At 62.8% G+C, this 18,680-nt stretch carries 23 protein-coding genes; 10 read left to right on the forward strand and 13 right to left on the reverse strand.

Features of this window, described 5'->3' with window-relative positions; all coding sequences use genetic code 11:
- Nucleotides 1-305 precede the first annotated feature (305 nt).
- Together RX331_RS33065 and RX331_RS33070 are read left to right on the forward strand one after the other, a co-directional pair.
- Nucleotides 306-515, forward strand: coding sequence for a cold-shock protein (locus tag RX331_RS33065; RefSeq protein WP_317258296.1), 210 nt, complete (start codon nt 306-308; stop codon nt 513-515).
- A gap of 99 nt (nt 516-614) precedes the next feature.
- On the forward strand, nt 615-851 hold the full coding sequence (locus RX331_RS33070) for a transcriptional regulator (protein WP_317253773.1): 237 nt from the start codon (nt 615-617) through the stop codon (nt 849-851).
- 647 nt (nt 852-1,498) lie between these two features.
- Here the strand turns inward: RX331_RS33070 and RX331_RS33075 are convergent.
- The 3 genes from RX331_RS33075 to RX331_RS33085 are packed head-to-tail and all read right to left on the reverse strand — an operon-like array spanning nt 1,499 to nt 2,377.
- On the reverse strand, nt 1,499-1,783 hold the full coding sequence (locus tag RX331_RS33075) for a DUF1488 family protein (RefSeq protein ID WP_317253774.1): 285 nt from the start codon (nt 1,781-1,783) through the stop codon (nt 1,499-1,501).
- A gap of 35 nt (nt 1,784-1,818) precedes the next feature.
- Nucleotides 1,819-2,115: a hypothetical protein gene (locus tag RX331_RS33080; RefSeq protein ID WP_317253775.1), complete on the reverse strand. Its 297-nt coding sequence runs from the start codon at nt 2,113-2,115 to the stop codon at nt 1,819-1,821.
- A complete protein-coding gene (locus tag RX331_RS33085; RefSeq protein WP_317253776.1) occupies nt 2,108-2,377 on the reverse strand; it encodes a hypothetical protein in 270 nt (89 codons plus the stop codon). The genes RX331_RS33080 and RX331_RS33085 overlap by 8 nt, the downstream gene beginning before the upstream one ends.
- A gap of 292 nt (nt 2,378-2,669) precedes the next feature.
- On the opposite strand from RX331_RS33085, the gene RX331_RS33090 reads away from it, so the two are divergent.
- The 4 genes from RX331_RS33090 (at nt 2,670) to RX331_RS33110 (ending at nt 6,623) form a co-directional block, all read left to right on the forward strand.
- Nucleotides 2,670-2,903: a hypothetical protein gene (locus RX331_RS33090; RefSeq protein ID WP_317253777.1), complete on the forward strand. Its 234-nt coding sequence runs from the start codon at nt 2,670-2,672 to the stop codon at nt 2,901-2,903.
- A 133-nt stretch (nt 2,904-3,036) separates the two neighbouring features.
- Nucleotides 3,037-3,378, forward strand: coding sequence for a hypothetical protein (locus tag RX331_RS33095; protein ID WP_317253778.1), 342 nt, complete (start codon nt 3,037-3,039; stop codon nt 3,376-3,378).
- A 587-nt stretch (nt 3,379-3,965) separates the two neighbouring features.
- Nucleotides 3,966-6,098: a flagellar biosynthesis protein FlhA gene (flhA, locus tag RX331_RS33105; protein ID WP_317253780.1), complete on the forward strand. Its 2,133-nt coding sequence runs from the start codon at nt 3,966-3,968 to the stop codon at nt 6,096-6,098.
- 318 nt (nt 6,099-6,416) lie between these two features.
- Nucleotides 6,417-6,623: a hypothetical protein gene (locus RX331_RS33110; RefSeq protein WP_317253781.1), complete on the forward strand. Its 207-nt coding sequence runs from the start codon at nt 6,417-6,419 to the stop codon at nt 6,621-6,623.
- A gap of 306 nt (nt 6,624-6,929) precedes the next feature.
- Here the strand turns inward: RX331_RS33110 and RX331_RS33115 are convergent, their stop codons facing one another.
- The 4 genes from RX331_RS33115 to fliI form a co-directional block, all read right to left on the reverse strand.
- Nucleotides 6,930-7,844 (reverse strand): anti-sigma factor domain-containing protein, encoded by a 915-nt coding sequence (locus tag RX331_RS33115; RefSeq protein WP_317253782.1) that lies wholly within the window; start codon nt 7,842-7,844, stop codon nt 6,930-6,932.
- A gap of 3 nt (nt 7,845-7,847) precedes the next feature.
- The gene (locus RX331_RS33120) at nt 7,848-8,408 is read right to left on the reverse strand and encodes a sigma-70 family RNA polymerase sigma factor (RefSeq protein ID WP_317253783.1); all 561 of its coding nucleotides are present in this window, start codon (nt 8,406-8,408) and stop codon (nt 7,848-7,850) included.
- Nucleotides 8,409-8,586: 178 nt separating this feature from the next.
- Nucleotides 8,587-9,003 carry a flagellar export protein FliJ gene (fliJ, locus tag RX331_RS33125; protein ID WP_057842912.1) on the reverse strand — a complete coding sequence of 139 codons (417 nt, stop codon included), beginning with the start codon at nt 9,001-9,003 and terminating at the stop codon, nt 8,587-8,589.
- A 109-nt stretch (nt 9,004-9,112) separates the two neighbouring features.
- Nucleotides 9,113-10,438 (reverse strand): flagellar protein export ATPase FliI, encoded by a 1,326-nt coding sequence (fliI, locus tag RX331_RS33130; protein ID WP_317253784.1) that lies wholly within the window; start codon nt 10,436-10,438, stop codon nt 9,113-9,115.
- Nucleotides 10,439-10,802: 364 nt separating this feature from the next.
- Here fliI and ctrA point away from each other — a divergent pair, with 364 nt between their 5' ends.
- Entirely contained in the window at nt 10,803-11,504 is a 702-nt protein-coding gene (ctrA, locus tag RX331_RS33135; protein WP_016848562.1) for a response regulator transcription factor CtrA, read from the forward strand.
- 138 nt (nt 11,505-11,642) lie between these two features.
- Here ctrA and RX331_RS33140 read toward each other — a convergent pair whose 3' ends face one another.
- On the reverse strand, nt 11,643-12,797 hold the full coding sequence (locus RX331_RS33140; protein ID WP_317253785.1) for a DUF937 domain-containing protein: 1,155 nt from the start codon (nt 12,795-12,797) through the stop codon (nt 11,643-11,645).
- 443 nt (nt 12,798-13,240) lie between these two features.
- Here RX331_RS33140 and RX331_RS33145 point away from each other — a divergent pair, with 443 nt between their 5' ends.
- From RX331_RS33145 to RX331_RS33155, 3 genes are read left to right on the forward strand one after another with little or no spacing between them, the layout of a single operon-like run.
- Nucleotides 13,241-13,645 (forward strand): DUF350 domain-containing protein, encoded by a 405-nt coding sequence (locus RX331_RS33145; RefSeq protein ID WP_317253786.1) that lies wholly within the window; start codon nt 13,241-13,243, stop codon nt 13,643-13,645.
- Between the two features lie 2 nt (nt 13,646-13,647).
- Nucleotides 13,648-14,070, forward strand: coding sequence for a hypothetical protein (locus RX331_RS33150; protein ID WP_317253787.1), 423 nt, complete (start codon nt 13,648-13,650; stop codon nt 14,068-14,070).
- Nucleotides 14,071-14,075: 5 nt separating this feature from the next.
- Nucleotides 14,076-15,242: a glutathionylspermidine synthase family protein gene (locus RX331_RS33155; RefSeq protein WP_317253788.1), complete on the forward strand. Its 1,167-nt coding sequence runs from the start codon at nt 14,076-14,078 to the stop codon at nt 15,240-15,242.
- Here RX331_RS33155 and RX331_RS33160 read toward each other — a convergent pair.
- From RX331_RS33160 to RX331_RS33180, 5 genes are all read right to left on the reverse strand, one after another.
- Nucleotides 15,239-15,601: a hypothetical protein gene (locus tag RX331_RS33160; RefSeq protein ID WP_317253789.1), complete on the reverse strand. Its 363-nt coding sequence runs from the start codon at nt 15,599-15,601 to the stop codon at nt 15,239-15,241. The two genes, RX331_RS33155 and RX331_RS33160, sit on opposite strands and share 4 nt — an antisense overlap.
- Before the next feature lie 59 nt (nt 15,602-15,660).
- Nucleotides 15,661-16,539: a protein-glutamate O-methyltransferase CheR gene (locus tag RX331_RS33165; protein WP_317253790.1), complete on the reverse strand. Its 879-nt coding sequence runs from the start codon at nt 16,537-16,539 to the stop codon at nt 15,661-15,663.
- Nucleotides 16,536-17,705, reverse strand: coding sequence for a chemotaxis response regulator protein-glutamate methylesterase (locus RX331_RS33170; protein ID WP_317253791.1), 1,170 nt, complete (start codon nt 17,703-17,705; stop codon nt 16,536-16,538). Before RX331_RS33170 ends, RX331_RS33165 begins: the two co-directional genes overlap by 4 nt.
- 81 nt (nt 17,706-17,786) lie before the next feature.
- Nucleotides 17,787-18,152, reverse strand: a complete 366-nt coding sequence (locus RX331_RS33175; protein ID WP_317253792.1) for a PleD family two-component system response regulator — start codon at nt 18,150-18,152, stop codon at nt 17,787-17,789.
- Between the two features lie 57 nt (nt 18,153-18,209).
- Nucleotides 18,210-18,680 (reverse strand): chemotaxis protein CheW, encoded by a 471-nt coding sequence (locus tag RX331_RS33180; RefSeq protein WP_317253793.1) that lies wholly within the window; start codon nt 18,678-18,680, stop codon nt 18,210-18,212.

Consider the following 18,680-nt stretch of genomic DNA (forward strand, 5'->3'; position numbering starts at 1 on the left):
AAGCGCGGACACCGGATTACGTCCCTGAGACGTTCGACGTGCTGTGGAGCGAAAGCGTCTGGCCGTTGAATCGCTAAGCACGCGACGGTCGTCGCCATCTGCTTGTAGGAAGACGTCAAGGGAACAGCGCGCCAGGATTTAATTGGCAGCGCCCCATTGCAACAACTGGAAATAGGTATATGTTAGCGTCATTCGATCAGCCGCTGTGCCTTGTTGAACGTGCCCGCGGGCTCTTTTCCAACGACATCGACGAAGTTGAATTTCGCTCGCGCGATTGGCGCGCGAGCTGCAATTGGAGAAGAGAAATGACGACAGGTACCGTGAAGTGGTTCAATGGCCAGAAGGGCTTCGGCTTTATTCAGCCCAACGACGGCGGCAGCGATGTGTTCGTGCATATCAGCGCGGTTGAGCGAGCCGGCCTTTCCGGCCTGGCTGAAGGCCAGAAAGTCAACTTTGAAGTAAAGACCGACAGGATGCGGGGCAAGGTGAGCGCGGACAATCTCTCGCTGGCCTAAGGCTCGTCGCGCTGTTCCACGGATGTACTGGAAAGCGCTGTGCCCGCTCGGCCCAAGGGGTTGAGCGGGTTTTCGTCGTGAAAATGGGGGGGGAAGTACATGACCGGCAGGAAATCGGGCGAACCTTCCCCCGAAAGCGTTGCGAGGGCAAATCGCCTCAGGATCGCGGCCGAAGAAGGCAAGAAGGCTTTGGTCGATGTCGCACGACAAGCCATTGCAGTTCGCGAAAACATGGCGCGCTTGCGAACCTTGAGGGAAGCCGAAGAAACCCGAAGGCGCGATGCAGGCGACGTGCCGACGGTAAAAAAGAAGCGGAAGAAGCCGGCATTTACATAAGCCATCGCCGGGAAGCCGGTGCATCAGGCCGGGAGAACACGAAGGCTGATCGTGCGCCTGCCTCAGGTCACCTGCCTGCAGGAAGCCGGCGAGGTACTCGGTAGACAGACGCACGAAGCGTCATCTGGCGAGAACCAGATTCGGAGCCATCGTTGCGGAGCTATCGGCCTGAAGGCCGTCGAGCAGCACATGACAGCCGAACAGAACGACCGCCATCGGACAGTACACAAGGTAAGTAGGCCGTCGAAACCGCCGATCGTTCATTTCGCTCGATACCAATATTGACGGATCAACGGCTCAGATCTTCGTAAGTGAACTGCGCAACCACATCGGGACCAAGACGGACATCCGGCCGCTACTCTCCGCCATTGCGGTCATGGCTTTGCGGTGCCGCCAGTGACCCAGCCGCCCCACATAAATCCGATTGTCACCGCCGCAACCGCGCCGAACGCGGTGCCGTCACCGCTTCATGGACAGCTTTAAGGTCAGCCACTGCCTGCCAGCCTCTCGTGACGCTGTACAGTACGATCTTCGTCTGGTCATCGCACCACATGTCTCGGGGTGCCGTCTCAAGTGAGAAGCGCAATTCTAAAAGCGCGACCCTTTGGTCTTCTGACGTCGGTCAAACGGTGTACACAGCGAGACTGCTATCGCCGGTTCCGGAAATCGATGCTGCGAAGAATAATGCCCGGAGGCTGCCCTTCGAACTCGCTCGCCCGATATTTGTAGTCGGCGCAGACTTCGATCCGCTCACGCAGCCGCATGAACTGTGTCTCGCGCTCGCCCGCCCTCGCACGCACCACGCCTTCCAGCTCATCCATGGCGGAAGTCGAAATCGCGCAGGGCACCTCCCTCTCTCCGTCCAGCATCGAAAACAGGACGACCATCCTGTCGTATTCATAGCCGAGGAAGCGGCCACGCAGGAGCGTCATGTGCTACTCCTTCAAAGCGCCGCCGCCATCATTCCTCAATCCTGCTTGGTCAACCGGGCAAAATCCTCGAGGACGGCGACGACGAGATCGCGATGCAGTGTATCGTGGGGCGGCAGCGCTGCAGCATACAGCTTGAGGACGTAGCGCGCCTTGACGGCCGCCTCCGCCCATGACGCGGCGGGGACCGACAACAGGTGACGTTCGATCTTCGCTTGGCGCTGGCGCAGCTCCAGCGCATGGGTTTCCACCTCCCCGAGCGCACGGCGGAGATCGGTCGCCTTCTGAGCCATCATGCCGCGGTGGCTGTCGAGATCGAGCGGCTCATCAGTCATTGGAAGCACTCGCATCGATGCGCTGCGCGTCGGCCAGGTCGCCCATGCCGAGCGAGATCATCTCCATCGCAAGGCCGCGGGAGTCCTTGGCCGGCACCATGATCATGGTGGCGACGCGACGGGACGCCGTGAACGACAGTCCGTCGATCATCTCGTCGTCGGTCACGACCTCGTAGTTGCCGGCTGGCAGCAGGCGATCTACACCTTTGATGCGGAAGGCGTGCTTGAAGGTGACGACTTCGCGTTTAGACACGATAGTCACGTGCGCCTGCCTTTCTCGAAAACGCCTGGCCAGCGTTGCCTTCCAGGAGCATGCGCCCCTTCCATCTCAATAGCCATCGCTTTCTTGCCGCGACGAATAAACGGGTTCCTTGTCGCGACCTGTGCGCTCATGCCGCGGTCCACGCCAAGTGTTTTGGCGCTCGCTAGGCAGCGTATTGTGAGGTGAAGGCCGCCAGCCCTTCGTCCCATCCTCAAGGCTGAAGGCGTTCCTTCCGTTTTGGAACGGTCGATGCGGATGAGAGTTTACCTCGGCCGCAGGCACGGGGAGTTGGATGAGCCTGGTGAAGACCTTGGAATACCTCTCCGCGGCCCGGCAGTTCGTTGCCGATGGCGAACGCGAGTTGGCGTCTCAACGTGAAGCCGTCCGACGCATCGAGCAGAAGGGCGAAGATCCTCTGCAGGCTATTCTCATCCTCGGGGAAATCGAGGAGATGCAACAGGTATATGTCGACCATCGCGATCGGCTGGAGCAGCAGGTCCTCGACCTCGTCCGGCCCCTGGACTGATTTCGTTGCAGCCGCGGTACTTTGTAGGTCCGGCCCGATTTCAAGGAACTGGCGCAGAAGTCGCCCGTTAACTGCAACATCAAGTGAAACAGCGAGTGTCCATGCCCTCGATCCGAGTCACCCGGCGCTGCAGATGATCAGCAAGTCGAAAAAGCGTGCGGCGCTTGCACCTCTGATGGGCTTCCGACCGGCGCCAACGCTGCGAGCGGCCATCATCAAATGGGCAGAGCATCAGCCCGACACACCCACGCTGCCGCAGGCCCTTGGCCGTCTGGTCGAACTGGGTCTGACGGTCGGAGAGGACGGACGCCGATTTGGCGGAAAGCAGCAGCGGCGCGCCCGCAAGATGGCTTCGGACACGATCGACGACGTGGGCGACGCCGCGGCCAATCCAGGCGACAGGGCGAGCCGGAAGCGGCATCTGCTCAATGGGCCGGAAGAATTCAATCGCGTCCGCGTGGACCGCTCCAGGTGAGGCTGGTCGGTCCGTTACCAGGACAGGATACAAGGGCTGCCGCCGGTCTCCCGCTTGTCCTACTGCTTAAACCGGTATCGAGGTTGAGATGAGAACAAGTCGGGCTACTCGCGTTCTGCGCGAGGCCAATGCAATATTCAAGACAATCGAAGGCAACAAGCCGCTCACCGACTACGCGAAGGAACAGCGGTCGATTCAGGAAAATCGCGAGCGTCTGAAAGCAGAGCGATTGGCGCGAGAGACCAAACCAGACGTTTGCGCCAGGTCCAGATCAGGTCATCCTGGATAGAGCGGGCTGCTCCAAGGGGATCGCCATCCGCCGTCGGCGTCCGTCGAACTCTCGCGCACGCCCCTGAAAGAGACCGACCGGACGGAATGACCGCCCCACCCCCACCCCCGTTAACCCTTTGCTAACCATACACCGGGCAAAAATTGCCGGGTGAAGTCGAGTGTCGTCGGCCGCGTTAGATACGGGAGGAACCCCCGTGAACGCCAGTGCGGTGCCTCACTTTCGAACCGGCGGTCCTTCGGCCGCCGCGCAGACATTTGGCGCCCGCGGGCGCCAGTCGCGGGGGGATGCGGCTACCATGGTCGATGTGACGGCGGGTCAGGGCGGCGGCGCCCCGAGCACCAAATTTCCGAGCCTTGGCGAGATCGGCGAGATCCTGAAGCGCGGCGACCTGGCGCTGGCGTTCGGCGTCCTCGTCATCCTGGTCGTCCTGATCCTGCCCCTGCCCTCGCTGGTGCTCGACCTGTTCCTGGCGATCTCGATCACGGTCTCGATCCTGATCCTGATGACCTCGCTGTTCATCCAGGCGCCGCTCGAATTCTCGGCGTTTCCGACCGTGCTGTTGATCTCGACCATGCTGCGGCTGTCGCTCAACATGGCGTCGACCCGCCTGATCCTCTCGCATGGCCATGAAGGCACCGCGGCGGCCGGCCACGTCATCGAGGCCTTCGGCAATTTCGTGATGTCCGGTAATTTCGTGATCGGAATTATCGTGTTCGCGATCCTCGTCATCGTGAACTTCGTCGTCATCACCAAGGGTTCGGGCCGCATCGCCGAAGTCGCCGCCCGCTTCCAGCTCGATTCGATGCCCGGCAAGCAGATGGCGATCGATGCCGACCTCTCCGCCGGCCTGATCGACGAGAAGACCGCGAAAGAACGGCGCAAGGCGCTGGAGGACGAAAGCGGATTCTTCGGCGCCATGGACGGCGCCTCGAAATTCGTCCGCGGCGATGCCATCGCGGGTCTTTTGATCGTCTTCATCAACATCGTCGGCGGCATCATCATCGGCGTCGCCCAGCAGGGCATGAGCTTCGGCGATGCCGCCCGCACCTATACCGTGCTGACCGTCGGCGACGGCCTCGTCACCCAGGTACCGGCGCTGATCGTCTCGACCGCGGCGGGCCTGCTCGTCTCCAAAGCCGGCATCACCGGTGCCGCCGACAAGGCGCTGATAAAGCAGCTCTCCGGCTATCCGCAGGCACTCGGCATGTCGGCCGGCGTGATGCTGGTGCTGGCGCTGTTGCCGGGTATTCCGATGCTGCCCTTCCTGGCGCTCGGCGGCGGCGCCGCGGCGCTGGCCTGGAAGGCGCGCAACCACAACAAGGTCGTCAAGGCGCAGGAAGCGGCCGCCGCCGCCGCACCCGATGCCGCCGCCGCCGCCCAGGCGACGGCCGAGGAGCCGATCGCCACCGCGCTCAAGATCGACGACCTCAAGATCGAGCTCGGCTACGCGCTGCTGCCGCTGGTCAACGGCCCCGACGGCACCGACCGCCTGACCGAGCAGATCAAGGCGCTGCGCCGCTCGCTGGCGATCGAGATGGGCTTTGTCATGCCGGCGGTGCGCATCCTCGACAATGTTCAGCTTGAGGCCAACACCTACGTCATCAAGATCAAGGAAGTCGACGCCGGCTCGGGCAAGATCTGGCCGAACCAGTTCATGGTCATGGACCCCGCCGGTAACCAGGTCGGCGTGCCCGGCATCCACACCGTCGAGCCGACGTTCGGCCTGCCCGCCACCTGGGTCGATGCCGCGCTGAAGGAAGAGGCCTCACTGAAGGGCTATACCGTGGTCGACGCCGCGACCGTGCTGTCGACCCATCTGACCGAGCTGCTCAAGAATAACATGAGCGACTTGCTGTCCTATGGCGAGGTGCAGAAGCTGATCAAGGACCTGCCGAAGGAACAGGGCGAACTGGTCAAGGACATCGTGCCGAGCCAGGTCACGATCTCCGGCATCCAGCGCGTGCTGCAGTTGCTGCTCGCCGAGCGCATCTCGATCCGCGACCTCTCGACCATTCTCGAAGGCATCGCCGACGCGCTCGCCTTCTCGCGCAACCCGGCGACCATGGTCGAGCACGTCCGCGCCCGCCTCGCCCGCCAGATCTGCGCACAGAATACCACATACAACGGTTACCTGCCGCTGATCGCGCTGTCGGCGCGATGGGAGCAGGCCTTTGCAGAATCGATCGTGGGCACCGGCGAAGAGCGCAGCCTCGCGATGCAACCTTCAAAACTCTCGGAGTTCATGACCGCGGTTCGCAATGCCTTCGAGCAGGCCGCCCGCGAGGGCGAGGCACCGGTGCTGGTGACCTCGGCGGCGATCCGCCCGTTCGTCCGCTCGCTGGTCGAGCGCTTCCGCTCGCAGACCACCGTATTGTCGCAGGCCGAAATTCATCCGCGGGCGCGGTTGAAGACGGTGGGGAGTGTATAGCGAAAGGGGCAAATCACCCCGGAAAATCCCGAGGCCTTTTCGTCACATGCAAACGGTTTGTTAAAATCGGGAAAAACGGGCCCCTTCCCGGTCACCGGCACGGTCGCCGCCACAACATATTGCAGTACATAAATAATTGTTCATTCTTGACCGCTGGACGCGACCGCCTGATCGCGGCCGTTCAAGTCTTTTCACCGCCTTGTGATCGACCATTGGGAACGAATCCCCGAATTCCTACGTTTTCTGCACGCGAGACGTTGAACCCGCCCGTGGAGGCATTCGACGAATCCACACGCGGGAAGGCGGCAGGAGACTTCCATGAACCACTCGATCTACAGCGCAGATCGCACGACCCATCTCAAGATCGTGGTCGTGGCGCTCGTGGCAGGTATCGTGGTCGCCGGTTTCAGCATCTCGGCGCGCACCAGCTCGGATGAAGGTCTCACCCAGACCGCGAGCACGCGCGTGATGAAGGCCGGTAAGCCGGTCGTCGTCACCAGCTCAAGCAACTCAATCGTTCGCTAGAGGAGACAGAATTTTTCGGAATTCACGTGGCTCTTTACAGCCCCCCAAAGTCGCTACGTGGATATTAAGACCCCAACTACCCCCAAGTTGACTGCGAAAACGCCCGCTCCCCACGGGCGTTTTCTTTTTGGGAATTCGGTATCGGGATCGTCGCTTGCTTCGTCAACAACCGAGCCCCATCCTGAGAGCCTGCGAAGCGGGCGGCCTCGAAGGATGGCCACGGGCGATTTTCAATTGGCGGCTAGTCGGGCCTTCATGGGTCGAAACGGCGCTTTGCGCCTCCTCACCATGAGGATGTACCAAGGGCTACCGCGCCGGCACCGTCTCGATCAGCTTGCCGGTATAGATCGGCGCCGAGGTCGGTTGGCCTGTCGGCGAGCCGCCGGCCTGCTCGACAGTGACGGCGAAGGTCGCGGCGTTGATCGTACCGGTGTCGTAGCCGGCGAGCACGGGACGCGCGGTGAAATCGCTGCCGCCGATCACGCCGAGCGAGCGCGGCTGCGGCAGCTTGTCGGAGATCAGCCAGAGTTCAAAGCTCTTGCCGGGCTCAGCGCCGGAGCCGACCCGGCGGACCGTGAAATTCTTGGTTGCAGCGTCGACCGTCAGGATGAAGGCGGGCGAGCCGGCATCGCGCTGCAGCAGCGCGACATATTGCCCCGAGGCCATCTGCGGCGGCGCCGGTACCTTCACCTCGACGGTCTGGATGCGCGGCGTCGGCCGCAGAGCCTCCGGCAACCGATCGGGCTGATAGACCTGCATCCCCAGCACCGCGATCAGCGCCGCGGCAACTGCGGTAGCGATCGACGCGACATTGCGCCAGCGCCTGGCGCGGGCGTCCGACAACAGGACGATGTTGGAATTGTCAGCGGCGGGCTGCCGCGCAGGCGGCTCGACGACCGCAGGCGTCTCGACCGCTGTCGCCACCTCGGCCGGTGGTTCCGGCGCAGGCGAAGCCGGCGGCGCCTCCGGCAAGACCAGCGGCGCCCGCTGCTCGGTGGAGTGACCGATCGCGGTCTTGATGTTCTCCCACACGACCGGCCGTGGCTCGATCGGGCCGACCATCTGGTTCAGGACGCCGAGCCGGTATTCCCAGGCGTGGACGATCGCGGTGAATTCGTCATCTGCGGCCATCATGGTCTCGACCTGCGCGCGTTCGTCGGCATCGAGAGTGCCGAGTGCGTATTCCGCGGCGAGCGCGATATGGTCTTCGCTATAGGCCATCGTTCAAGATCCGGGCCGCGACAGCCCGAGACACTCCCTGATATCCATCATGCTGCGGCGCAGCCACGTCTTCACCGTATTCACCGGCGTCTCGAACTTGGCGGCAAGCTGTTCGCGGCTCCAGCCGTTGTAATAGGCGAGCAGCACGAGCTTCTGCCGGTCCGGCTCAAGGCGGCCGACGCATTCCAGCAACCGCTTCAACTCTTCCGTCATCTCGCGCCGCGCCAGCGGATCGGGTGACTCGGCCGCCACTTCCATCGCGGCCGGCTCCTCCTCGATCGAGCTTTCGCTCTTCTTGCGCACCACGTCGATCGCCCGGTTGCGCGCGATCGACGCCATCCACGTAATCGGCGAAGACAGGGCCGGATTGAACTGGCCGGCGTTGTTCCAGATCTTGACGTAAGCCTCCTGAATGACCTCCTCCGCGAGGTCCTGACGCCGCAAGATACGGAGCACGACGCCGAAGAGTTTCGCGCGCGTGGCGGCGTATAGGCGCTCAAAAGCCGCCTCATCCCTCTTCGCCACCGCGGCGATCAGCCAGACCAGCTCCGCTGGCGTCAGCATTCAGTGTCCCCCAGATCCCGGTGCTCTACCCGCGTGTTACGCCGGAGCTGTCGAGAAGTTTCGTACCATATCCTGCGTTACTGGAGGCACCAAGTCGCCCGTTTCCGCGCCATTGGCAAACAAAAACCCGGGCCTTGCGGCCCGGGCTACGATCTTTGGCGGATAAAGGCTGTAAGCGTCAGGCGACGCCCAGCCGGGCACGCATCAGGCCTATCGAATCCATGTCGGCCTGCTCTCTTGCGCTCTCCTCGGCGCGCTCGCGCGCCTGGTCGCGTTCGTCGAGCAGCTCGACCTTCTTCAATTCCTCGAACGCCTCGCTGAGCAGGCTCTTGGCGTCTTCGAGCTGAATGCGCAGTTCGTCGGCGGAGCGGGTCAGGTTTTCGCGGCGCTGGATCGCGGCCTTGGCGTAGGTCGGATAGGCAAAGTGGGAGGGATCGTTGATGCCGGCCCGCTCCTGCTCGGTCTGGATCTCGCGCTCGAGATCGACCGACATGCGCTGGAAGTCGGCGATCATGCCTTCGATCTGGGTAACCCTTCGTCGCTTCTCGTCGACCTGAAATTTCTTCAGGCGGATCAGCGTTTCTCGTGACTTCATCGACTCATACTCCCCAGAAGTCCCAATCTGAACGCGGGACGGAGCCGGCTCCCCGGGAGGACCCCACCGGCGTCGTTAATCATGTGCCGGGGATGATGGCCTGACAAAGTTAGCGTTCCGTTTCCAAATTGCCGAGGATTAGCGCCAATTGGCGATAGCCGTCATGGAGGGTCGATTTCTCTTCCTTGGCCTGACGCAAAAAAGCTTCCAGCGGCTCGTGCAGCTTTACGGCCTCGTCGACTTCCGGACTGGAACCAGCGCGATAGGCGCCCAGACGGATCAGCTCTTCCATGTCGGCGTAGGTCGCCATCACCTGCCGGGCCCGTGTGAGTACGGGCAGGTAGGCCGGATCGGCCGAGCGCGGCATGGTGCGGGAGACCGATTTGAGAATATTGATGGCGGGAAATCGTCCACGCTCCGCAATCGAGCGTTGCATCACGATATGGCCGTCCAGAATGCCGCGCACCGCATCGGCGATCGGCTCGTTATGGTCGTCGCCGTCGACCAGCACCGTGAAGATGCCGGTGATGGTTCCGCTGCCGGTGCCCGGCCCTGCCCGCTCCAGGAGTTTCGGCAGTTCGGTGAACACCGTCGGCGTGTAGCCCTTGGCGGTCGGCGGCTCGCCGGCCGACAGCCCGATCTCGCGCTGCGCCATCGCAAAGCGCGTGACCGAATCCATCAGGCACAGCACGTCCCGGTCCTCGTCGCGGAAATATTCTGATATCGCCAGCGTCAGATACGCCGCCTGCCGCCGCATCAGCGCCGGCTCGTCCGACGTCGCAACCACTACGACCGAACGCGCCAGACCCTCCTCGCCGAGATCCTCCTGCAGGAACTCCTGCACCTCGCGGCCGCGTTCGCCGATCAGGCCGATGACGGTAATGTCGGCATCGACGTTGCGCGCCAGCATCGACAGCAGCACCGATTTGCCGACGCCGGAACCGGCAAAGATGCCGAGGCGCTGGCCGCGGCAGCAGGTCAGAAAGGTGTTGAGCGCGCGCACCCCAAGATCGAGCGGGAGGCCGACACGTTTGCGCGAATGCGCCGGCGGCGGCGCGTTGCGATAGGGCATCGGCGACGGCCCCTGTACCAGCGGCCCCTTGCCGTCGATCGGTTCCCCCATCGCATTGATGACGCGGCCGAGCCAGGCCGGCGACGGCCGAACCTGGCTGGCGGCGGTAGCGATCACCGCGCGGCAACCGCGCCGGACGCCGTCGAGTCCGCCGAAAGGCATGACCACCGCATTGCTGCCGGAGAAGCCGATGACCTCGGCCGGGATAAAGCGGTTGCCGCCGGTGTCGATCACGATCCGGGCGCCGACCGACATTGCATGGATGGGCCCGGCGATCTCGACCATCAGGCCGCGAACGCCCACAACACGGCCATATATATTGACGCCGTCGATATCGCCGATCTGCTCCGCGAGGGCCTTCATTGCGGAAACCTTAAGTTTCCGCACTTTAAGAAACCGCGCTTAACCTCGTGTTTACCCGCATCATTAATCATTGCGTCACTGTCTTTGGTGACTGAGAGCGCTTGCCATCAGAAGATGGCTAAACGCGGGAGTCGGTTAGGCCCGTCTCTTAATCTGGAACCTGAGTGGGCATTTTGGAGAAAAGCTGCTTCCGAGCAACATCTTAGGGCGATTCGCTAAAAATTGCACTTAAAGAGCTTGCGAACCGGAATCAGATTTTGTTAACCATATGTCTGTCAGGATCCGAATCAGTTGTTAAAGGCGTTTTGAGTGCCGCAAGTGCGGCCGACCTGACGCCCGGAGCGGCGGACTAAAGGGGACTGGCATGCGCGTTTTGCTGATAGAAGATGACAGCGCCGTCGCGCAGTCGATCGAATTGATGCTGAAATCCGAGAGTTTCAACGTCTATACGACGGACCTCGGGGAAGAAGGCGTCGATCTAGGTAAGCTTTACGACTACGATATTATCCTTCTCGACCTCAATCTGCCCGACATGTCCGGCTACGACGTGCTCAAGCAGCTGCGGGTTTCCAAGATCAAGACTCCCATCCTGATCCTCTCCGGTCTCGCCGGCATCGAGGACAAGGTCAAGGGTCTCGGCGTCGGCGCCGACGACTACATGACCAAGCCCTTCCACAAGGACGAACTGGTTGCCCGCATCCATGCGATCGTGCGCCGTTCCAAGGGTCACGCCCAGTCGGTCATCCAGACCGGTGACCTCGTGGTCAATCTCGACACCAAGACGGTCGAGGTCGGCGGCCAGCGGGTGCACCTGACCGGCAAGGAATACCAGATGCTGGAGCTGCTCTCGCTCCGCAAGGGAACCACCCTCACCAAGGAAATGTTCCTCAACCACCTCTATGGCGGCATGGACGAGCCCGAGCTGAAGATCATCGACGTCTTCATCTGCAAGCTGCGCAAGAAGCTGGCCAACGCCTCCGAAGGCCGCAACTTCATCGAGACCGTGTGGGGCCGCGGCTACGTGCTGCGCGAGCCGCACGAGGCGGACGAGCGCATCCCCGCCTGATCAGGGTTTACGGCGAGCCGGACGGCTCGCTCCTCCCGACCTGAACCCCGCCCGAAACGGCGGGGTTTTTGTTTGGGCGGATGGCCCAGGGGCGACACTGCCGTCCGGCGCATGCGGGACGGCACGAAGTTCCGGCATTCAGGTGCGCGCAAGCGCGTCGAGTTTGCCTCGAAGCTCATCAATCGCCGGCTTCGCAATGTCGCCGGCGCCGGGCGTCGCCAGCACCTTGTCACACATCTGATTGATCGTGGGGGTAGCCGCAACGATCAGCTTTACGAGAACGACCTTCCCTTCCGGGGGGAGCTGCGCTGCGCGGGAATTGACCTCATGCAATTGAGCGGTCGCTTCCTTCAGCTTGGGCAGTGCGGCCTCGGCCGAGGTGGCATCGGTGATGCTGGGAAGCACGGTCCTGATCGAACCAACGGACGAGTTGATCTGGTTCGCAAGATTCATGCCCCCGACCGTTAAATCCGTCGGAGCCTTGCCCACGGTTCCGGTGTCGCTACGCGTCGTGGCGGCAGGCGACACCTGAGCGATGGTGTCCTCCCCTGGACGGCCAAGGGCGAACCATGCGAGTCCGCCCACTACTACGGCAGCGGCCAGCCAATATGGCCATGGTGGTACCGCAGTCCTGCGGCCCATCGCAGACGCCGCCTGATCAGCCCCAGGAACGGTCCGCTCCGAAGCCTCTGCTATCCGGCTGGCGGCCATGCTGGCTTCCGCGGCACCGCTGCGCAAGCTTTCGGTCGCTCCGTCTATAAGACCAGCGGCACTCAACGGACCGGCGAGACCGGACGGTATTGCCGCGGCGATCTGATCCTTCTGCGAAGAGAGATGCGACGCCAACTTGCTTGCGTCGAGACCAGCCTCGCCTTGCTGCTGGCCCAAGACGCCAAGGACCATGGGGCCAAGCATGCCGAGCATCGACTTGGTCGTCTCCTCGCCAATCCCCGCGAACTTGCCGATGGTCTGTGACATCGCATCCAGGGTTCTGTCCCCCAACAAGCCCGAAAGCATGTTCGACCCGCTTTCCGCGAGCGAATTCGCGCTGGCACTGCCGGTGAAATTCTTGAAACCATCGAGCGAGCCGGATTGCTGCGTCAGCGTATTAGTGAGCTGACGTGCGCCGTTGGGGGTGGAAGCAACGTCAGCGAGGCTTGCAAGAAGCGCGGGAATTGCACCCGCAATGGCTTTTTGCGCGACATTACGATCAAGACCCAGAACAGAAGCGATCTTTGCGATCACGTCCGGCGTGAGGAATTGCATCACTGCAGAGACCAAATTCGTCGCCATGACGATCCTCCCGAGTAGAGTGCAGTTGCCTGCTCAAGGTAGTCCGTCGATTCCGGATTTCGCTCCAAAGTTTAATCACGTTGTGTTACAACCTCGCCGGATTGATCGAAGTTCAATGAGACCTGTTGCGATCTGGACGATCATCATCAGCCCTATTGCCGGACCCTCGAACGAAGAGGCGTGTTTGCGGTGGGCGATGGGGACCTCGCCGATGTGAATGCTGTCAATCTGTCATCTGCGGCCTGCACCCGGCCATGAACGGCAAGATCGAGGTGACCGAGTAGCGTTCCGACCCGGTTCGCAACGAAAATCTGGCGAAACTCCGCCCGAAACGGCGCGGTTTTTGTTTTGGGCAACCTTTGTTCGGGTTTGAACCCCCCGCCCCGGTGCACCGACTGACAGATCGTGCGAATCTCTGGAACGCACGAGTTGGGGCGAGTTCAATGATCCTGCAATCGCTTGCCGGGCTCCCGGCATTTTTGGTCTATTTCTGTACGGCCATCGTCGCCGTGGTGGCCTACCTCTTCGTCTATACCCGCGTCACCGCGCATAACGAGTTCGATCTGATCCGCGCCAACGAGCCGGCGGCCGCCATTGCGCTGGGGCTCAGCCTACTCGGCTTCGTGCTGCCGCTGGTCAGCGCCATCACCCACTCGGCCAATGTCTGGGATTGCCTGATCTGGGCGGCGATCGCGCTGATCGTGCAGATCATTGTCTATTACCTCGTCAGGGTTCCCGTGCCGAAACTGTCGGAACGGATCGCCTCCGGCGAGCTGGCCGCCGCGATCTGGCTCGGGCTGTCCTCGCTGGCAGCCGGCGCGCTCAACGCCGCCTGCATGGTCTACTGACCATGTCCGACAAACCCAACCAGGATTTCGGCAAGCGCAAGCAGGTTTCGGTGCCGGATTCGCCGCGCCCCGCGCCGCCGCCCTCCAAGCGCTCGGGCCACGTCGCGCTCTTGCTGATGGGTACGCTTGCCGTCGGCACCACCGCCTACACGCTGATGCCGAGCCGCACCTGCGAGCAGCCATCGAATACCTCCGCGGGATCTCCGACGCAGAACGCGGCCGAATGCTCCTCGCGCAGCTCTTCCTCGAGCCACAGCAGTAGCTCCGGCGGCGGCTCAGGATCTTCGCGCAGCAGCTATTACAGCAGCGACTCCTCATCGAGTTCCTCGTCGAGCCACTCCTCCTCCTACGATTCCGGCTCGCACGCGGCGCAGCGCGGCGGCTTCGGCTCGTTCGGGCATGCCATCGGCTTCTCAGGCGGTTGAATTTCATGCAACGGATCGACTGTCCCGAACGCGACGACTGGCGCACCACCGCCGAAGGCGTCGGCTTTGTCTTTCACACCATCAATGGCGAACGCTATTGGGACGAGCGGGCCTATTACGGATTCACGCTGAACGAGATCGAGCGGCGGATCGAAGGGCCCACCGGCGAGATCGATGCGATGTGCCTCGAGCTGGTCGGCCGCGTCGTCAAGGACGAGAAGTATCTGCGACGGCTGAAAATACCCGAAGCGTTCTGGCCGCTGATTGCCGAGAGCTGGCGCCGCAGGGATCCCAGCCTCTACGGCCGGCTCGACCTCAGCTATGACGGCTGGAGCCCGGCGAAACTTCTGGAATATAACGCCGATACGCCGACTTCGCTGTTCGAAGCGGCGGTCTTTCAGTGGACCTGGCTTGAACAGGCGATGGAGCGTGCCATCATCCCGAAGCGCGCCGACCAGTTCAATTCAATCCACGACCGGCTGATCGGCGCCTGGAAGAAGCATGGCGCCAAGCACCTTCATCTCGCTGGCATGGTCGATAACCCCGAGGACTCAGGCACGCTGGCCTATCTGGAAGACACCGCGCGCCAGGCCGGACTAACGACCACGCCGCTCGACATCAAGGATATCGGGCTCGATAGCGACGGCTGTTTCGTCGATCTCGACGACAACCTCATCGAACTCGCCTTCAAGCTCTATCCCTGGGAATGGATGTTCCGCGACACCTTCGGCGAAAAGATCGCGAGTGCGACAACGCGCTGGATCGAGCCGCCATGGAAGGCGGTCCTCTCCAACAAGGGCATCCTTCCCTTGCTGTGGGAGATGTTTCCGAAACATCCCAATCTGCTGCCGGCCTATTTCGAGGACGATCCGAAGGCGTCCATGCTCGGCTCCTCCTTCGTCCGCAAGCCGCTCTATTCGCGCGAAGGCGCCAATGTCGCACTGGTCAGCGGCGGCACCACCCTGGCGGAGCAAGAGGGTCCCTACGGCGCCGAAGGGTTTATCCGGCAGGCCTTTGCGCCGCTGCCAAGCTTCACCGACCAATACCCGGTGCTCGGAAGCTGGCTGGTGGACGGTGCGCCGTGCGGCCTGTCGATCCGCGAGGACGTGAACCCGATCACGGGCAACACCTCGCGCTTCCTGCCGCACGCGATCGTAGCCGGGCCCGGCTAAGGGCCGAGATGCTTGCCGATGGTACGGCCGACGGCTGCGGCCGCGAGCAGACCGACATAAGCCGGCACGCCGATCAGGATCATGGCGAGGGACAACATGCCTCCATCGCTGCCGGAAGGACGCAACAGCACGATCCCGGCAAGAAGTCCGCCCAGCATGCCCAGCGGCTGCCATGAAATCCTGCCATCGGACAGCATTCCGCCAACGAGTTGCGCGAGCAGCATGACGGGTACGCCGACCTGCCAGAACAAAGGGATATCCCACGCCTCGCGAATCCGAAGCGGCGCATCGGAATTCATCAGCCACGGCCAGAGCGAAAATAGCGTCCACACGGCGAAGCCGAGCAGCGCCAACAGCAATGGAAGCAGCCAGAAAGGGCGAAGCACCAGGACGGTCTGAGGCATCGCCGCGCGACCCTTTACAGCGCCGAAGCAACCGCCCGCAACGTTTGCGGCATCATGGTCGATGCGCCGACCCGTATCACCGGCGCGATGTTCGGACGATAGAGCCCGCGCCGCTCCGGATAGGGCTTGAAGGTACTGGTAATGCCGACCACGGATTCGGCCGCGCCCAGCGCCAGCACGCCGTCGGGCTCCATCATCCGCGACAGCCGCTCGAAGATGTTGGCCTTGGTGGGCTGGTCGAAATAGATCAGCACGTTGCGGCAGAAGATGATGTCGAACACGCCGAGATGGGAGAAATCCTGCAGCAGATTGAGCTGGCGGTGCTGCACCATGCTGCGCAGCTCGGCATTGATCTGCCAGAGCTCGCCGTTCTGGGTGAAGTACTTCACCAGCAATTGGATCGGCAATCCGCGCTGCACCTCGAACTGGCTGAAGATGCCGGCCTTCGATTTTTCCAGCACGGCCTGCGATAGGTCGGTCGCGACGATCTCGGTGCGCCAGCCTGCCAGCAGGGGGCCGGCTTCCTTCAGGCACATCGCGATCGAATACGGCTCCTGCCCGGTGGAGGACGCCGCGCACCAGATGCGCAGCGAGCGGCGGGCGGCGCGCGCCTGCGCCATCGCCGGGAGTATAGCCTCGCGCAGATGATCGAATGGAATCTTGTCGCGGAAAAAGAACGTCTCGTTGGTGGTCATCGCTTCGACCACCTCCGCCGTCACCGCCTCGGCGCCGCCTCTCATCCTGGCGACAAGCTCGGGAATGCCCGGCAGGCTCGCCTTGCGCGCGAGCGGCAACAGCCGGCTTTCGACCAGATATTGCTTGTCGGCCGAGAGATCGAGCCCGGAGCGCTCTTTCAGAAGCTTACGCAGATACTCATAGTCTGAAGGCGTCACGAACGATCTCCCGAAAACAACCGAACCAGTTTGGGCGCGATCTGATTGAGCGGCAGCACCGCAGCGCAGATCCCTGCATTGGCCGCCGCGCCCGGCATGCCCCAGACCACGCTTGTGGCCTCGTCCTGGGCAATCACGCTGCCGCCGGCGGCGACGATTTCCTTGCCGCCGCGCATGCCGTCCGAGCCCATGCCGGTCAGGATCACCGACATGATGCCGCCCTGCCAGACGTCGATGGCGGAATTGAACAGCGGGTCCACCGCGGGCTTGCAGAAATTCACCGGCGGCCCGTCGTCGAGCGCGATCGCTGCATCAGCGCCGTGGCGCACGACGCGCATGTGGCGGCCGCCCGGCGCAAGATAGATGCGGCCCGGCTTGACCAGCTCGCCATCGACCGCCTCGTGCGCCGGCCGGCGGCTCGCGCGCCCCAGATGCTCGGCAAGGATCGTCGTGAAGGTCGGCGGCATGTGCTGGGTGATCAGCACCGGAAAACGATCGATCACCGGGCCGATATCGGCAACCAGCGTCATCAGCGCCTGCGGACCGCCGGTCGACGAGCCGATCAGCAGCACGCGCGGCGCCAGCATGCTGAACGGACGGCGCGCCAATTGCAGTTGCGCAAGCGGCGCCGCGGCCGGCTGGGGCGCGAGTTCGCGCACCCGGTCGAGGGCCGGCGCCGGCGACGGACCGGCGGCAGGCGAAGCGCGACGGCGCGCCCGCGCGCCGAGATGACGGATTTTTTGGATCAGATCGTGGTGGAAAGTCTCGGCGGCAGAAGCCTCGCGGGTGCTTTCCGGCTTTGGAATGTAGTCGGCCGCGCCTAGCGACAGCGCCTTGAAGCTGATCTCCGCGTTACGGCGGGTCAGCGTCGACGCCATGATGATGACGAGGTCGCGCTTTTTTGCGAGCAGTTGCGGCAGCGCCGAAATGCCGTCGAGCTCCGGCATTTCGATATCGAGCACGGCGACGTCGGGCTTGATGCGTTCGATCTGGTTGACTGCGTCGAGGCCGGTCCGCAAGGAGGCCGATACCTCCATATCGGGCTCGGCGCCGATCCACCGCGAGATCATCCCTCGGATCACGACGGAGTCATCGACCACCATGACACGCAGTTTATCCTGCCGTGTCGAGACGGGTGGCGGAGACCTCGTTAACGCAACACTCATACCTTCACCCGACCCAACTCAAGCGGCACACTTACAAATACAACGCCGAAGGCCGTTGAGCCGCCGGGACTACACGCGCGATCAGATCAGGCCCACTTCCTGAAACTTCGCGGTGACGATGTCCTTGTCGAACGGCTTCATGATGTATTCGTTCGCACCGGCATGCAGCGCGCGCGCGATGTGCGCGACGTCGTTTTCGGTGGTGCAGAACACCACCTTGGGGGCGTCGCCACCGGGCATGCGGCGCAGATTGCCGAGGAACTCGTAGCCATCCATGACAGGCATGTTCCAGTCGAGCAGCACCGCCTCGGGCATCCCGCGCTTGCAGACCTCAAGCGCCTTCGCGCCGTCCTCGGCCTCGACGATCTGAAAGTCGAGACCTTCGAGGATTCTTCGTGCGACCTTGCGGATGACGCTGGAGTCATCGACGACCAGACAGGTTTTCATTTTAGGCCTCCACTTGCACCAGTTCCCAACCGGGATGTTTCATTCAAGGTTTGATGTTCACGCCGCCATCATGTCGGGCGCGAGTTCGAGAACGCGGTCAACGTCGAGCACGACCATGAGCTGACCGTCGAGGCGATGCACGCCGCCGGCGAGCTTGGCCATGCGGGGGTCGAGGTTGACCGGGTTTTCCTCGCAACTCGCTTCGGGCAGCCGCAGCACCTCGCCGATCTGGTCGATCAGAAGCCCGTAGGACTCGCCGCGCAGGTCGACGCCGACCGCCATCGGCGGCTTGCCGTCGTCGTTCTTGGGCAGGCCGAGCCGGGCCCGCATGTCGACCACGGTGACGATGCGGCCGCGCAGATTGAGCACGCCGGCGATCTCGCTCGATGCCAGCGGCACCCGCGTCAGCCGTTCCGGCATGAACACGTCCTGCACGCGCGAGATCGGCAGGCCGAACAATTGCCCGCCGATCACGGCCGTGACGTATTCGGCCACGGCGCCTTCGATGGTCTCGGTCTTGGTTGTCAT

It is taken from the genome of Bradyrhizobium sp. BWA-3-5 (assembly GCF_032917985.1).
Taxonomy (GTDB): domain Bacteria; phylum Pseudomonadota; class Alphaproteobacteria; order Rhizobiales; family Xanthobacteraceae; genus Bradyrhizobium.

What these genes read in the sequence shown, in the direction of transcription:
- RX331_RS33065 (WP_317258296.1), top strand. Translation starts at nt 306, where the DNA reads ATGACGACAGGTACCGTGAAGTGGTTCAATGGCCAGAAGGGCTTCGGC.
- RX331_RS33070 (WP_317253773.1), top strand. Translation starts at nt 615, where the DNA reads ATGACCGGCAGGAAATCGGGCGAACCTTCCCCCGAAAGCGTTGCGAGG.
- RX331_RS33075 (WP_317253774.1), bottom strand. Translation starts at nt 1,783, where the DNA reads ATGACGCTCCTGCGTGGCCGCTTCCTCGGCTATGAATACGACAGGATG.
- RX331_RS33080 (WP_317253775.1), bottom strand. Translation starts at nt 2,115, where the DNA reads ATGACTGATGAGCCGCTCGATCTCGACAGCCACCGCGGCATGATGGCT.
- RX331_RS33090 (WP_317253777.1), top strand. Translation starts at nt 2,670, where the DNA reads ATGAGCCTGGTGAAGACCTTGGAATACCTCTCCGCGGCCCGGCAGTTC.
- RX331_RS33095 (WP_317253778.1), top strand. Translation starts at nt 3,037, where the DNA reads ATGATCAGCAAGTCGAAAAAGCGTGCGGCGCTTGCACCTCTGATGGGC.
- flhA (WP_317253780.1), top strand. Translation starts at nt 3,966, where the DNA reads ATGGTCGATGTGACGGCGGGTCAGGGCGGCGGCGCCCCGAGCACCAAA.
- RX331_RS33110 (WP_317253781.1), top strand. Translation starts at nt 6,417, where the DNA reads ATGAACCACTCGATCTACAGCGCAGATCGCACGACCCATCTCAAGATC.
- RX331_RS33115 (WP_317253782.1), bottom strand. Translation starts at nt 7,844, where the DNA reads ATGGCCTATAGCGAAGACCATATCGCGCTCGCCGCGGAATACGCACTC.
- RX331_RS33120 (WP_317253783.1), bottom strand. Translation starts at nt 8,408, where the DNA reads ATGCTGACGCCAGCGGAGCTGGTCTGGCTGATCGCCGCGGTGGCGAAG.
- fliJ (WP_057842912.1), bottom strand. Translation starts at nt 9,003, where the DNA reads ATGAAGTCACGAGAAACGCTGATCCGCCTGAAGAAATTTCAGGTCGAC.
- fliI (WP_317253784.1), bottom strand. Translation starts at nt 10,438, where the DNA reads ATGAAGGCCCTCGCGGAGCAGATCGGCGATATCGACGGCGTCAATATA.
- ctrA (WP_016848562.1), top strand. Translation starts at nt 10,803, where the DNA reads ATGCGCGTTTTGCTGATAGAAGATGACAGCGCCGTCGCGCAGTCGATC.
- RX331_RS33140 (WP_317253785.1), bottom strand. Translation starts at nt 12,797, where the DNA reads ATGGCGACGAATTTGGTCTCTGCAGTGATGCAATTCCTCACGCCGGAC.
- RX331_RS33145 (WP_317253786.1), top strand. Translation starts at nt 13,241, where the DNA reads ATGATCCTGCAATCGCTTGCCGGGCTCCCGGCATTTTTGGTCTATTTC.
- RX331_RS33150 (WP_317253787.1), top strand. Translation starts at nt 13,648, where the DNA reads ATGTCCGACAAACCCAACCAGGATTTCGGCAAGCGCAAGCAGGTTTCG.
- RX331_RS33155 (WP_317253788.1), top strand. Translation starts at nt 14,076, where the DNA reads ATGCAACGGATCGACTGTCCCGAACGCGACGACTGGCGCACCACCGCC.
- RX331_RS33170 (WP_317253791.1), bottom strand. Translation starts at nt 17,705, where the DNA reads ATGAGTGTTGCGTTAACGAGGTCTCCGCCACCCGTCTCGACACGGCAG.
- RX331_RS33175 (WP_317253792.1), bottom strand. Translation starts at nt 18,152, where the DNA reads ATGAAAACCTGTCTGGTCGTCGATGACTCCAGCGTCATCCGCAAGGTC.
- RX331_RS33180 (WP_317253793.1), bottom strand. Translation starts at nt 18,680, where the DNA reads ATGACAACCAAGACCGAGACCATCGAAGGCGCCGTGGCCGAATACGTC.